This window comes from Vibrio sp. CCUG 15886 (assembly GCF_028570825.1).
Taxonomy (GTDB): Bacteria; Pseudomonadota; Gammaproteobacteria; order Enterobacterales; family Vibrionaceae; genus Vibrio; species Vibrio vulnificus_B.
Genome location: NZ_JAQQBT010000005.1, coordinates 242,758 through 256,655, shown reverse-complemented (window position 1 = coordinate 256,655; position 13,898 = coordinate 242,758). Strand labels below are relative to the sequence as shown.

Genomic DNA, 13,898 nt, shown 5'->3' with positions numbered 1-13,898 from the left:
TTGAGACATTTGAAAGTGTTACAATATAACAGCTATTCAGCCGCAAAGTTCACTCTTTTTGTCAAAAAGTGTACAAAAAATAAAACCCATACCGATGGAGTGTATGGGTTTTATTGATGAAGAAAAGCAATTAAATGTTAGCTTTGATTAACTCAAGAACTTGAGTGATGTCATCGCTTGAAAGAGCCCCTTCTTTGACAAACAGCACTTTGCCTTGCTTGTCTTGTACGATGATCGCAGAGCTCTCTTTATCCAGTTGCCAACTGCTGGCTACCACGCCATTTTCGTCTAACACCATTGATGACCAAGGGAACTCTTTCTTGCTGTCTTGCGCTGAAGATTTGACAAACGATCCCGTGCCCCAAATCGCGTCATCTTGATTGATGATGGTGGTGGTTTGGTAATGATCCGCTGAAAACTGTGCGGCAGTAATGGCTTGCATCAGCGGCGCATTCATCTCTTTTGAGCTGCTGCGACCCGCAATAGCTTGAATCACGCGAACTTTACCGAGCATTTGTGAAGAAGCCCAAGGTTGAAAGGCGGTGCCTTTTCCTTGCAGCACAATTTCGCCATACGAGGCCACACTGACGCTAGGGACTGGGTTGCCTAGAGAGAGGTTGTGTGCTGCTGCACCAAAAGAAGCACTAAGCAGTGCCAGAGTGAGGAGAGTCTTTCGTTTCATCGATTTATCCTTATGTATCTGAAACTCCGTTCATTAAGAGCAGAGTGCATTTTATCTTGTGCTGGCTGAGTATAATACGCTGTTGGCAAAAATATCTGGTTGTAAATAACATTTTTTTAACAAAAATGGCGTTAATGAGTTTAACTCTCCATCACTCTGAGGTATGCTTTTTTTATTCATTAGTGAACGCTAATGAGTCAACGACAAATAAAATGGCCAAGCTGAGGTGAGAGGATCTCGCCTTAGAGTGAGCTAAACAAGGAATGCCAAAAGGCATGGGTGACGTGCTCTTTGCCCGTCACATTAACTGATACGGAAGTTGAGGTTTGCTTATGTTGCGCGAGTTTGCTGTCTATCGTCCACGTCAAGTGGCTCGATTTGTTAAAACCCTTTTCAAAGGTTCTTTTTCCATCAATGGCATTGGGGAGTTTGAATTCGACAACGGCAAAGTGCTGTTGCCTGATACTCACAATACACAAAAATTGTCTGTCTATCGTGAAGTCAACGCAGAGATCAACGCTCTGTCTTTGGCTGCCGCGTAGTCTACATTCAACGTGAAGCTAAAACACCTAGCACCTTGGCGGGCAATGACACTTCGCGATCTCAAGCAAGCGATCACGCTGAGGTGATCGCTTTGATGCTGACACTAGGCTGGCGGGAAGCACACACCGGTGCCGCCTAGACCACAATAGCCTTCTGGATTTTTGGCCAAATATTGCTGGTGGTAAGTTTCTGCGTAGAAATAAGGTCCAGCGGGGCGGATCTCGGTGGTGATGGTGTTGTGTTGTTGATTTGCCAATGCCGCTTGATAGGCTTGCTGAGAAGCAAGGGCGATATCGAGCTGTTGATCACTGAAAGTGTAAATGGCAGAGCGATATTGCGTGCCAAGATCGTTGCCTTGGCGCATGCCTTGAGTGGGATCGTGACGTTCCCAAAATTTTTCCAGCAGTTGCTCAAGTGGCAATACTTGCGGGTCAAAGATCACGCGCACCACTTCCGTATGGCCCGTTTGACCACTGCACACTTCTTGGTAGGTGGGATTGAGCGTAAAGCCACCACTGTATCCAACCGACGTTGAAACCACCCCATCGAGTTGCCAAAACAAGCGTTCTGCCCCCCAAAAACAGCCCATGCCGAACAGTATTTCTTGTTGTCCTTGTGTGGCAGAGGCAGTGATATCACTGCCGTTGACAAAATGAATAGGCTCTACGGCCATTGCTTCTTGGCGGCCCGCTAGCGCGTTATCGGCATCGACCATGATTTGTTTGTTGAGCATCTCTCTTCCCTTATATTCATCTGTGATATGACTCCGAACAAAAAACGGAATCTGGTTGTCCCTTTGTAGGTCGGGTGCTATCTTGCAAGCTCAGTCTCAGCTGGTGATGCAGGATAGTTTAGACCGTCAGCTTAACGCAACTTGTCTGCTTATGAGTTGTGTCGATTCTACACCACATTCATATCCGCAAAGCCTCGATGTCAGCCGACGTTGTTTTGTACGTACTAAAGCATGATAAAAAAAGTATTACCACTATTAGTCAGCTCGCTTTTTGCCAGCAATCTTGTTGCGGCACCTCAAGTTTCTCTCTCTTTGGAAGGGGTGAGCGGTGCTGTGGAGGAAAATATCGAGGCGCACCTTACCTCGATTGATGAAAAGGATTATTCCACCTCGTTGCGTTTTCAATCTCGTCTTGATGGCATCATTAATGGCGCGTTGAACGCATTGGGTTACTATCATGCCCAGATTGACTATCAAATCAGCGACGATCAGGAAGAACTGACGGCCCATATCACCCTGGGCGAACCGGTGAGAGTTGAGACCTTTGATGTGCGCATTGAGGGGGAAGCCTCGAATGACAAAGATTTCCTGCAACTGTTAGAAAAATCGCCGCTTAAACAGGGGGCGATTTTAAATCATGGCGACTACGACACGCTCAAATCCTCAATACGTAACCTCGCACTGCAAAAAGGCTATTTTAAAGGCGATTTTATCGAAACGCGTTTAGAGGTCGCAGCCGATCTCAATCAAGCGTTTGTGCGCCTCCATTACGACAGTGGGATGCGTTACCACTTTGGTCAAACGACCATTACGGGCAGTCAAATTGAAGAAAACCGAGTGCGCTCCTTGCAACCGTTTAAAGCCGGTGACCCCTATTTGGTCGCCAAGGTGGGGGAGTACAATCAAAACCTCTCTAACACCGATTGGTTCTCATCGGTATTCGTCGAACCTGATTTGTCATCCCTTGATGATACCCGCGAGTTGCCGATGAAAGTCAGCTTGGCTCCGCAAGCAAAAAACCAGATTGAAACAGGTATTGGTTACGCCACCGACGTTGAATTTCGCGGTACGTTGAAATGGAAAAAACCGTGGGTGAATGAACTTGGCCACAGTTTTGACAGCAGCTTGTCGATCTCGAAACCAGAACAAACCGTGACCGCGGGTTATCAGATCCCGCTTGAAGATGTGTTGCACGATTACTACCGCATTCAATACGCGATGAAACACGTCGACAGCCGAGACACTAAAAGCTTGGAATCGAACTTAGCCGTTGAGCGTCATTGGTTGCTAGACAACCGTTGGCACAGAACGGTGTTTGTTCGTTATTTGATTGAAAACTATGAACAAGGTTTGCAAGACGACGTCGCACAGTTTGTTTTGCCCGGCGTCTCTTTTTCTCGCAGTCGCGTGCGTGGTGGCAGCATGCCGAGCTGGGGTGACAAACAGAGTATTACCTTTGAGTATGGTGACGACAATTTGTTGTCTGAAACGCGAGTGCTGCGCGTGCAAGGCCGAACCACCTGGATTCGCAGCCTAGGTGAGAATCATCGTGGTCTTGCACGGCTTGAAGCGGGGGCCAATCTCACCGAGGAATTTGAAAAGCTCTCGCCCTCGCTGCGTTTCTTCGCCGGTGGTGACAATAACCTACGTGGTTATGGTTACGAATCCATTTCACCCAAAGACAGCAGTGGTGCCTTAACCGGGGCGCAGTACATTGCGACCAGTACGCTAGAGTACCAGTATCGCTTATATGGCAACTGGTGGGCGGCTGCCTTTGTTGATTATGGTGATGCCTTTAATGATGCGCCTGATTGGAAAACAGGGACGGGGCTTGGCATTCGCTGGGCTTCGCCAGTTGGCCCAATTCGCATCGACTTCGCATGGGGGCTGGACGCCAAGCCGGGGGATGAGTTCCGTTTGCACTTCACTTTGGGGCCTGAGTTATGATCAAAGTGGTGTTTAAATGGAGCAAGTGGATTTCTGCGGGCGTCATGGCGCTGCTGGTTTTGCTGCTGACCTTGATTGCTCTGCTGCTCTTTACGCATCCCGGCCTAACTTCGGCCATTTGGGTCGCGGAAAAAGTAGTGCCGCAGTTGCAAGTTGGCCAAGTACAAGGCGCGCTGTTTCCCAAGTTCACGCTGAGAAAAGTCACCTTTAATGATGCCGAACTCAACATCTCTTCGTCTGTGGATGAACTGACTTTAGCGATGAATTTTCAGTGTTTGTTGGAGCCCAAAGTTTGCATCAATGAAATCAGTATTGATGGCTTGGCGCTCTCACTGCCACAGTTACCTCCCAGCTCAGAGGTCGTCGAAGAACCCAGTGAACCGCTGAAAAGTATCAGCACACCCGTACCCGTCTTTTTGCATCGATTGGCATTGACCAACATCCAACTGGATGTGCTGGGCAACCAAATCTCTTGGGGAGAATTGAGTAGCGCCCTCTCCATGCAAGGGGATCGTCTGGTCATCGCGCCGACTCGCTTTAGCGACATTGATGTCACGCTGGCACCCAGCGAGCCGCAAGCTCAATCGGCGGCGCCAAATGACGCGCCACGACAAGATATTGAACTGCCAGAAGTATGGATCCCGCTACAAATTGTGTTGCAGCGTTTTGATGTCAACCGTTTTACCTTGCATCAAGAAACGCCATTGATAGTCAATCATTTAGCCTTAGAAGCGAAGGCGGGCAAAAACCGTGTTGACGTGGAGACGTTGGAGCTCGACATGCCGCAAGTGTCGGCCCAAGCGAATGCGCAGGTTGAATTGAAAGGTGAGTACCCACTTTCATTGGATCTCAAAGCGAAACTGAAAGAAACCGACCTGAAAGGGCAGAATATTACGCTGAATGCCTCGCAAAGCGTGGCGCATTTGCAGTTGCAGAGTACCTTATCTGGGCCCGTTTCCGCACAGCTGTCTGCCACGCTTGCGCCACTATTAGTGAGCTTGCCTTTTGATGTCAAACTCTCAGATCTACAGACTCAGTGGCCACTGAGTGGTGAGAGTGACTATCAGATCAAGTCAACCAACCTGATGACCCAAGGCTCTCTTGAGGGCTATCAGTTGGCGCTGCAATCTCAGTTGGATGGTAAAGAGATCCCTGCGATCACGCTTGATGTGCATGGCAGCGGTGATCTGCAACACATTGATCTCGATAAGCTCAATGTCGAGACACTGGGGGGAGAGCTTAAAGGCCAAGTGATGGCCAACTGGCAATCGTTGGTCAATTGGCAGGCGAGCTTGCAGCTGCAAAATATTCAGCCTGGTCTTCAATGGCCTGAAGCGGAAGGCAACATCAGTGGCAAACTTGCAACTACTGGCTCGTTGACTGAGAAAGGCGGTTGGAAAGTGGCGCTGCCAGAACTGGATATTGATGGTTTGCTGCGTGGCTATCCACTTAACATTGAAGGTTCGCTACACGCTTCCGACGAAGAGGGTAACGGGGAAGTCTACCTTGATACTGAGCGCTTAACCTTGTCTCACGGTCCGAATGGCTTAACCGCCAAAGGTCAGTTGAAAAAAGAGTGGCAGATGGATGTCGACATCCATTTCACCGATTTGGCGAAGAGCGTGCCGGATCTGTCTGGTTCGGTGGCTGGTGAAGTTGATTTGCGCGGTGCGTTGAAAGAGCCAGACATTCAACTGGCACTGCAAGCACAGAAAATCCAATGGCAGCAGCAAGCGAGCATCGAACAGTTGTCGCTCACAGGCAGAGTCACGCCTTTGCCGGAGCCACAAGCGGATGTCACATTGAAGGTGGCGGCACTGCGTTATCAAGAGCAGTTGATTGACTCGATTTTGCTCTCGGTCAGTGGCGGCGAAAAACAGCATCAACTGAGTTTGGACGTCTCTTCGGATCTGGTCTCCACCAGCTTGGCTATCCATGGTGGCTTACAGCAAAAACCACAGATGGTTTGGTCTGGGGAGTTGGAGCGCATGTTTGCCACCACTCAGCAAGGGACGTGGACCTTACAACAAGCGACGGCGATTAAAGCCAATATTGATCAGCAACAGGTCGATGTCGCAGCACATTGCTGGCAGCAACAAGGTTCAACGCTTTGCCTAACGAAAGACATTCGCGTCGGTGAAAAAGGCGAAGCCGAGCTGGCATTAAACCAATTCGATTTCGCTCAGATTGCGATGTTTTTACCGCCGGAAACGAAGCTCGATGGCAGTGTCGATGCAACAGTGTGGGCAAAATGGGCACCAGAGAGTTCGCCACAGGCCAAAGTGTCGCTGCATTTACCCACAGGTCAGGTGCAACAGAAAATTGAACAAGTCGTAACGCTCGGTTGGGACGACATCAATCTCAATGCGCAACTGCATCAAGACCAATTGAACGCGGATTGGCAGATCAATGTGAGTGACAATGGTGATTTAACGGGGCAACTGCAAGTGGCCGATGTGCAAGCCAGCGATCCACAACTGAAGGCCAAGTTGGCACTTAGCCAGTTCAATTTGGATTTCTTAGCACCTTTAGTTGGGGAATACAGCGCGCTGAAAGCGCTGATTTCAACCGATCTGTCGGTGTCGGGTTCGGCTTATCATCCTCAAGTAAAGGGCCAGTTCTTAGTAGACGATATCCAAGTGAACGGTGATATCAGCCCAATCGACGTGAAACAGGGCAAACTGGCGATCGATTTTCGCGGTTATGACGCCGATTTGGCGGCCAATATTGTAACCCCTGATGGTGAGCTCAACGTCAGTGGTGAGGCGAATTGGCAGCAATTGGATAACTGGCACAGTAAGGTGCGGGTTTTTGCCGATTCCCTCAAAGTCGACATGCCGCCGATGGTGAAAATTAAGTTGGTGCCGGATATGACGATTGAAGTTAATCCGACACTGGCCAAAGTGACGGGCAGTTTGGCTCTGCCTTGGGGGCGTATTGTTGTCGAAGAACTGCCACCAAGCGCGGTGAGTGTGTCGAAAGATCAGGTGTTGCTCAACGACCAACTCGAGCCAATCGATAAGTCTTCCTCGATGCCATTTAACGTTGAAACCGACATTAACATTTCGATTGGTGACGATTTCAAACTGGCGGCATTTGGCCTTGAAGGGGGCTTAAAAGGCCAGTTGAATGTCACGCAGAAAGAGAAAGGGCCGTTTATCCTTGGTGAAGTCAACATTGTTGACGGGACCTATCGATCCTTTGGTCAAGACCTCTTGATCAAAGAAGGCAAAGTGTTGATGAACGGGCCTGCCGATCAGCCATATGTGGCGATCAAAGCAATTCGCAACCCAGAAAATACCCAAGATGATGTCATCGCGGGGGTGAAAGTGACTGGCCCTGCCACTGAGCCAAGTATTACGATTTTCTCCGAACCTGCCATGCCGCAGGCCAATGCGCTTTCTTACTTATTGCGCGGGCAAGACATTGATGGTGAATCGGGAGGCGGCAACGCCATGACCACGGCCTTAATCGGATTGAGTCTGGCCAAAAGCGGCAAAGTCGTCGGTGAAATTGGTCAGGCGTTTGGCGTGCAAGATCTGCAGTTGGATACCGCAGGTTCCGGGGAAGATTCACAAGTCACGGTCAGTGGCTACATAATGCCAGGGCTGCAAGTGAAGTATGGGGTGGGTATTTTCAAACCGCTTGGTGAGTTCACCGTGCGCTATCGTCTGATGAAAGATCTCTATCTAGAAGGGGTTTCAGGGGTTGAAAGCGCCGTTGATCTGCTTTATCAGTTTGAGTTTGATTAAAATCTCGCCACATGCTATTCACTGCACTTAGGCGAAATGGTCAGTTGGCGACAAGGAGTGGTTATGCAACATTTAGTGTTTGTCTATGGCACGTTGAGAAAAGGTGAATCCAATCACCACTATTTGCAACACAGTGAGTTTTTGGGTGGTTGCCAGAGTGGGCAAGAATATCGCCTGTACGATCTCGGTGATTACCCAGCGGTTGGCGAAGGCAATCGCGCCGTCAGTGGGGAAGTGTATCTGATTGACGACGCAACACTGCAAGCCCTTGATAAGCTCGAAGACGTACCAGTGGAATACCGCCGTGAAACCATCGCGACCCCATTTGGTCAAGCGTGGATTTATCTCTATCAAGACAGCAGTAAGTTGGTGGAGGAAATTGCCTCAGGAGATTGGTGCCAACGCGTTTGAGCGATTGAGGCTCGAAGGTCGTATACTGTGATAGGTTCTGTTGTTGTGGATGAGGAAACGATAGTGCCTTGAGGACCTATCTCAACAAAGGAGACCGAGCATGAAAGCTCTCGTATTGACGTTCCCGCTGCTGTTGCTGGTTGGCTGCGTGCAGACTCCGTTACCGCAATCGGAGCAAGCTTTAGATTGGCACACCTTTGGCGTTGAAAGCGCGTTAGAAGGTAAGATGGCTTTAAGCGAAGCACGTTTACTCAAATTGGCGGAACCGCGAAACCTCTCGGCCAATTTGCTGGCCTCATACCAAGCGGGCTACCAAGAGGGTAAGCAGCAGTACTGCCAACAGAATGCCTATATGTTGGGGGTGATTGGCAAGCCTTACTATGGCATTTGTGATGATGTTGACCCGTTCTTCAAACAGGATTATATCTCCGGACAGATGTCGACCGCTGGTGGTTTGTAAAGGCGAAAGAGATGCTAAGAACCGAAGTGCTTGTCAGGATCAAAAAGAGCTGTGTTCACACAGCTCTTTTGTCTTTCAATGGGCAAGGATTATTTGTTCTGTGCACGTTGGTAAGAATCTAAGATCTCTTTACGCGCCGCTTCCACGTCTTCCCAGCCATCCACTTTGACCCACTTACCTGATTCAAGCTCTTTATAGCGTTCAAAGAAATGGGTGATTTGCGCTTTGAGTAACTCAGGAAGATCGTTGACGTCTTGGATGTGATCGTACTCTTTGGACAACTTAGAATGTGGTACTGCGACGACTTTGGCATCTTCGCCGGATTCATCGGTCATTTTAAGCACACCGACTGGGCGGCAACGGATCACTGAACCTGGCATTAAAGGGTAAGGGGTTGGGACCAACACATCGACAGGGTCGCCATCCAGCGAAAGGGTATGGTTAACATAGCCGTAGTTGCATGGGTAGAACATCGGCGCCGACATAAAGCGATCAACGAACACCGCGCCAGACTCTTTGTCCACTTCGTATTTGATCGGATCCGCGTTGGCTGGGATCTCGATGACGACATACAGATCATCAGGCAGTGATTTGCCCGCTGGGACATTATTTAAACTCATGAGTGATTTCCTTTTCTTTGTTTTGGGCTGAACGGTGATAATTTAGCCGCAAACAGGCTGAGCTGTAAACCAAGTGCGTTGGGCTTTCCAAAGTGGCTAACAAAAAGCGCCTGCTGTTGCAGGCGCTTTGTTTCATTCTTTAGGCTTCGTCACGATAGACTTCGAGGAACTCTTCGACTTTCTTCACCATGTTGGTGGAGCCAACAAAGAAAGGCACGCGTTGATGCAATTCTGTCGGTTTTAAATCAAGAATGCGGTTCACTCCGTCAGAAGCCAAACCACCGGCTTGCTCAATCAAGAACGCCATTGGGTTGCACTCGTACAACAAGCGCAGTTTGCCTTGTGGGTGGCTTTGTGTGCTTGGGTAAAGATAAATACCGCCCTTAAGCAGGTTGCGATGGAAATCCGCCACGAGCGAGCCGATGTAGCGAGAGGTGTAAGGACGGCCATCTTCAGGCACATTTTCCTGACAATACTTAATGTATTTTTTCACGCCCATAGGGAAGCGAATATAGTTGCCTTCGTTGATCGAATAGATGTTGCCATTTTGTGGGATCATCATGTTTTCGTGCGACAGACAGAAGGTGCCGAGTGATGGATCGTAGGTGAAACCATTCACGCCATTGCCTGTGGTGTACACCAGCATGGTGGAAGAGCCGTAAATGATGTAACCCGCGGCCACTTGTTTGTGTCCTGGCTGCAAGAAGTCTTCTTGAGTCGGGGGAGTGCCAATAGGGGAAACTCGACGGTAGATAGAGAAAATGGTGCCAACAGAAACGTTAACATCGATGTTCGATGAGCCATCAAGAGGGTCCATCAACACCACGTATTTGGCGTTTTTGTTTAGCTCTTTGTTAAAAGCAACCGCTTCATCTTCTTCTTCACTCGCTACGCCACACACTTGGTCGCGTGCTTCGAGTGCCGATTTGAATTTTTCATTCGCATACACGTCCAACTTTTGTTGAACTTCGCCTTGTATATTCTCTACTCCTGCCGCGCCTGTGATATCAACGAGACCCGCTTTGTTGATTTTACGGTTAACGATTTTGGCCGCCAAGCGAATCGACGACAAAAGAGAAGAGAGATCACCGCTAGCGTGGGGGAAGTCCGCTTGTTTCTCAACAATGAACTCGCCAAGGGTGCGCATTCCAGACATGTTATTTCCTTAAACTTCGCTGAATAATGTTGGGGGAGTGTGAGCGGCATCTCTTGATGGATGTGACGAAGGTTATCGTTTGCGCTCCCAATAAGTGTAAGGTTTAGATCTTATTAATGGTAATGAAGTAACCGACGCAGATCTCAATTTGTATGTCGAATGAAACCGGTTGATTACACGGAAGAGTTCGATAAAAAGTGGCTGAAAAAACAGCGTTTGCTTCCACTCAACAGTAAAAACTGAGCGGCATGTGGCACAAGGCCAACAATGCTGCTCGCTTTTCTAACGGTTATCATGATAATGAGAACGAGAAAAAACAGTCTGATGGCAGGATTCAATTTATGCATATTCATATCTTGGGAATTTGTGGCACTTTCATGGGTGGTGCTGCGATTTTAGCGCGACAGTTGGGCCACAAAGTGACCGGCTCTGACGCCAATGTTTACCCACCAATGAGCACCTTGCTCGAGTCTCAAGGTATTGAAATTATTGAAGGCTTTGATCCTTCGCAACTTAATCCTGCACCAGACTTGGTGGTGATTGGCAATGCCATGAGCCGGGGTAACCCTTGTGTTGAATATGTGTTGAATCACAACCTGCGTTACACCTCTGGGCCGCAGTGGCTGCAGGAGTTTTTGTTGCATGACCGCTGGGTATTGGCGGTATCGGGCACACACGGTAAAACCACTACCTCGAGCATGCTGGCGTGGATTTTGGAAGATTGTGGTTACCAGCCGGGATTTCTTGTTGGTGGCGTGCTTGGTAACTTCGGTGTCTCCGCGCGTTTAGGCGAAAGCATGTTTTTTGTCGTCGAAGCCGACGAATATGACAGTGCTTTTTTCGACAAGCGATCTAAGTTTGTGCATTACCATCCTCGCACCTTGATCATGAATAACCTAGAGTTTGATCATGCTGACATCTTTGATGATCTTGAAGCGATCAAGCGACAATTCCACCACTTAGTGCGTACTGTTCCCGGTAATGGCCGTATTTTGGCGCCCAAGCAAGACGGCGCATTAGCGGATGTGTTGTCACGAGGCTGCTGGAGTGACCAGGAGTTTTCTGGTCAGGACGGCGAGTGGCAAGCGGTCAAACTCAGCAAAGATGGTTCACACTTTGAAGTGTGGCTACAGGGTGAGCAAGTAGGCACGGTGCAATGGGACTTAGTCGGCGATCATAATGTCGATAATGCGTTGATGGCGATCGCAGCAGCGCGCCATGTGGGTGTGACAGCAGATCTGGCTTGTGAGGCACTAGGGCGCTTTATTAATACCAAGCGTCGCCTAGAGCTGAAAGGGGAAATCAATGGCGTGGCGGTGTATGACGATTTTGCCCATCACCCAACTGCGATTGAACTGACTCTTGCTGGTTTACGTAATAAGGTGGGTGATAAGAAAATCATCGCGGTACTGGAGCCACGCTCAGCCACTATGAAACGTGGCGTGCACAAAGAGACCTTGGCGGCTTCACTCAAGCAGGCAGATGAAGTGTTCCTTTACCAACCAGAGTCAATTGCTTGGTCGGTGCAGGACGTCGCGGCGCAATGTCAGCAACCGGCATTCACCAGTGATAACATTGACCAATTTGTGGCCAACATTGCGCAGCGCGCCGAGGCAGGAACGCAAATTTTGGTCATGAGCAATGGCGGTTTTGAAGGCATTCATGGCAAATTACTGACCGCTTTAGAGAGTTCAACGCGCTAGAAAAGACACATATTAGATGAGCATGACAAACCAAGAAAAATCGATCACGTTAGCCTTTACGGGCGCCTCTGGCGCGCCTTATGGGTTACGTTTATTACAGCAATTACTGGCGGCAGATTACCGTGTCTACCTGCTGATCTCTTCTGCGGCAAGAGTGGTATTGGCAACCGAGCATGGTCTCAAACTGCCAGCCAATCCTGACGCCGCGCAGCAAGCGCTGGTGGCCCATTTGGCTTGTGATGCCGACAAGCTGGTGGTGTGTGGTAAAGACGATTGGTTTTCGCCAGTGGCTTCTGGCTCGGCCGCACCGAAGCAGATGGTGGTTTGCCCTTGCTCGGCAGGGAGTGTGGCGGCGATCGCTCATGGTATGTCGGATAATTTAATTGAGCGTGCTGCGGATGTGGTGATGAAAGAGCGTGGCCAATTGATTTTAGTGGTGCGTGAAACGCCCTTTTCGACCTTGCATCTTGAAAACATGCACAAGCTTTCTCAGCTCGGGGTCACCATCATGCCCGCCGCGCCCGGTTTCTATCATCAACCGCAGTCGATAGACGATCTGATTGATTTTATGGTCGCGCGTATCTTGGATCATCTCGGCATCGAACAGGTTTTGGTGCCACGTTGGGGATACGATCATCGCAATGACGGTGACTCTGTATAGCCAAGAGAGATCATTCCGATTACAATCCGAACCACTCATCGGGGCGCTTAACTGTGGTGTTTTATTGCATCGCAGTGGCTGAGACTAGGCAAAGGCCTAGGACCCGTAAACCTGAACCAGATAATGCTGGCGTAGGAATTGAGTCGGGATTAATTAGCAAGGACGATTAACACCTACCTCAAGCCTGTGCCGCTCAACTCATGCGAAATGGAGAGCGAGCAGTGAAACACACTCTAAACCTGATAGCCCTAGCGTCAATCACGTCAATGATGGGCATCTCTTCTTCTGCACTTGCGGCGGACAAAACCTTAACCATTTACACCTACGATTCTTTTGCCTCCGATTGGGGCCCAGGCCCGACAGTCGAAAAAGCATTTGAAGCGCAGTGTGGCTGCGATGTGAATTTTGTCGCGCTGGACGATGGGGTGTCAATTCTCAACCGCTTACGTTTAGAAGGCAGCAATACCAAAGCGGATATTGTTTTAGGTTTGGATAATAATTTGATGGCAGAAGCTAAAGCCACAGGTTTGCTGGCGCCACATCAAGTGAACACCCAAGCACTGTCATTGCCAAATGGTTGGGCTGACGACACGTTTATTCCTTATGACTACGGTTACTTTGCGTTTGTTTACAACAAAGGCAAACTGACGAATCCACCCAAGAGCTTAAAAGAGCTGGTGGAATCACGCGACGATCTGAAAGTCATCTACCAAGACCCTCGCACTTCAACACCCGGTCAAGGTTTGATGCTGTGGATGAAGTCGGTGTATGGCGATGACGTGACGGGCGCATGGCAGCAACTGGCGAAGAAAACCGTGACGGTCACGAAAGGTTGGTCGGAAGCGTATTCGATGTTCCTCAAAGGCGAATCGGACATGGTGCTCTCTTACACCACCTCACCGGCGTACCACCTGATTGCCGAAAATGATGCGCAATATGCCGCGGCGGGTTTTAGTGAAGGGCACTACATGCAAGTGGAAGTCGCCGCAAAAGTGAAAAGTAGTCAGAACTCAGCGCTGGCTGATCAGTTTATGAGTTTCATTTTGAGCGATGAGTTCCAAAGCGCAATGCCTACGGGCAACTGGATGTACCCAGTGACCAACGTGACGCTGCCAGAGGGCTACCGCAGTTTAACCGTGCCTGAGAAGGCGTTGAGTTTCAGTGCGGAAGAGGTGGCGAAGCAGCGTAAAGCTTGGATTCGCGAATGGCAAAGCGCGTTGACGTTTTAAG

Annotated in this window: 12 protein-coding genes and 1 riboswitch; of the genes, 8 read left to right on the top strand and 4 right to left on the bottom strand. The window is 49.4% G+C overall.

The features are described 5' to 3' along the window. Nucleotides 1–130: 130 nt before the first annotated feature. Nucleotides 131–682 carry a YtfJ family protein gene (locus PQQ36_RS12680; RefSeq protein ID WP_011078791.1) on the bottom strand — a complete coding sequence of 184 codons (552 nt, stop codon included), beginning with the start codon at nucleotides 680–682 and terminating at the stop codon, nucleotides 131–133. A 332-nt stretch (nucleotides 683–1,014) separates the two neighbouring features. Here PQQ36_RS12680 and PQQ36_RS12675 point away from each other — a divergent pair, with 332 nt between their 5' ends. Beyond that, the gene (locus PQQ36_RS12675) at nucleotides 1,015–1,224 is read left to right on the top strand and encodes a DUF1107 domain-containing protein (protein WP_011078790.1); all 210 of its coding nucleotides are present in this window, start codon (nucleotides 1,015–1,017) and stop codon (nucleotides 1,222–1,224) included. Nucleotides 1,225–1,328: 104 nt separating this feature from the next. Here PQQ36_RS12675 and msrA read toward each other — a convergent pair whose 3' ends face one another. Further along, nucleotides 1,329–1,958 (bottom strand): peptide-methionine (S)-S-oxide reductase MsrA, encoded by a 630-nt coding sequence (msrA, locus tag PQQ36_RS12670; protein WP_011078789.1) that lies wholly within the window; start codon nucleotides 1,956–1,958, stop codon nucleotides 1,329–1,331. Between the two features lie 231 nt (nucleotides 1,959–2,189). Between msrA and tamA the strand changes: the two genes are divergently transcribed. The 4 genes from tamA to PQQ36_RS12650 all read left to right on the top strand — a co-directional run bounded on the left by tamA (nucleotide 2,190) and on the right by PQQ36_RS12650 (nucleotide 8,528). Further along, a complete protein-coding gene (gene tamA / locus PQQ36_RS12665; RefSeq protein WP_011078788.1) occupies nucleotides 2,190–3,905 on the top strand; it encodes an autotransporter assembly complex protein TamA in 1,716 nt (571 codons plus the stop codon). Then, nucleotides 3,902–7,657 (top strand): autotransporter assembly complex protein TamB, encoded by a 3,756-nt coding sequence (gene tamB / locus PQQ36_RS12660; protein ID WP_263130516.1) that lies wholly within the window; start codon nucleotides 3,902–3,904, stop codon nucleotides 7,655–7,657. The genes tamA and tamB overlap by 4 nt, the downstream gene beginning before the upstream one ends. A 63-nt stretch (nucleotides 7,658–7,720) precedes the next feature. Continuing rightward, nucleotides 7,721–8,068, top strand: a complete 348-nt coding sequence (locus PQQ36_RS12655; RefSeq protein WP_043877048.1) for a gamma-glutamylcyclotransferase family protein — start codon at nucleotides 7,721–7,723, stop codon at nucleotides 8,066–8,068. 100 nt (nucleotides 8,069–8,168) lie between these two features. Beyond that, the gene (locus tag PQQ36_RS12650; protein ID WP_011149368.1) at nucleotides 8,169–8,528 is read left to right on the top strand and encodes a DUF2799 domain-containing protein; all 360 of its coding nucleotides are present in this window, start codon (nucleotides 8,169–8,171) and stop codon (nucleotides 8,526–8,528) included. A gap of 89 nt (nucleotides 8,529–8,617) precedes the next feature. Here PQQ36_RS12650 and ppa read toward each other — a convergent pair whose 3' ends face one another. Both ppa and fbp read right to left on the bottom strand, forming a co-directional pair. After that, complete coding sequence (gene ppa / locus PQQ36_RS12645) at nucleotides 8,618–9,148, bottom strand: inorganic diphosphatase (RefSeq protein ID WP_011078784.1); 531 nt, start codon at nucleotides 9,146–9,148, stop codon at nucleotides 8,618–8,620. Nucleotides 9,149–9,287: 139 nt separating this feature from the next. Beyond that, nucleotides 9,288–10,304 (bottom strand): class 1 fructose-bisphosphatase, encoded by a 1,017-nt coding sequence (fbp, locus tag PQQ36_RS12640; protein ID WP_273661585.1) that lies wholly within the window; start codon nucleotides 10,302–10,304, stop codon nucleotides 9,288–9,290. 341 nt (nucleotides 10,305–10,645) lie between these two features. Between fbp and mpl the strand changes: the two genes are divergently transcribed. The 3 genes from mpl (at nucleotide 10,646) to thiB (ending at nucleotide 13,897) form a co-directional block, all read left to right on the top strand. Then, entirely contained in the window at nucleotides 10,646–12,007 is a 1,362-nt protein-coding gene (mpl, locus tag PQQ36_RS12635; protein ID WP_013572490.1) for a UDP-N-acetylmuramate:L-alanyl-gamma-D-glutamyl-meso-diaminopimelate ligase, read from the top strand. A gap of 22 nt (nucleotides 12,008–12,029) precedes the next feature. Continuing rightward, complete coding sequence (locus tag PQQ36_RS12630; RefSeq protein ID WP_039555111.1) at nucleotides 12,030–12,668, top strand: flavin prenyltransferase UbiX; 639 nt, start codon at nucleotides 12,030–12,032, stop codon at nucleotides 12,666–12,668. Nucleotides 12,669–12,697: 29 nt separating this feature from the next. Then, nucleotides 12,698–12,823, top strand: a riboswitch (TPP riboswitch). Nucleotides 12,824–12,889: 66 nt separating this feature from the next. Further along, on the top strand, nucleotides 12,890–13,897 hold the full coding sequence (gene thiB / locus PQQ36_RS12625) for a thiamine ABC transporter substrate binding subunit (protein ID WP_072616351.1): 1,008 nt from the start codon (nucleotides 12,890–12,892) through the stop codon (nucleotides 13,895–13,897). The last annotated feature ends 1 nt before the right edge of the window (nucleotide 13,898 follow it).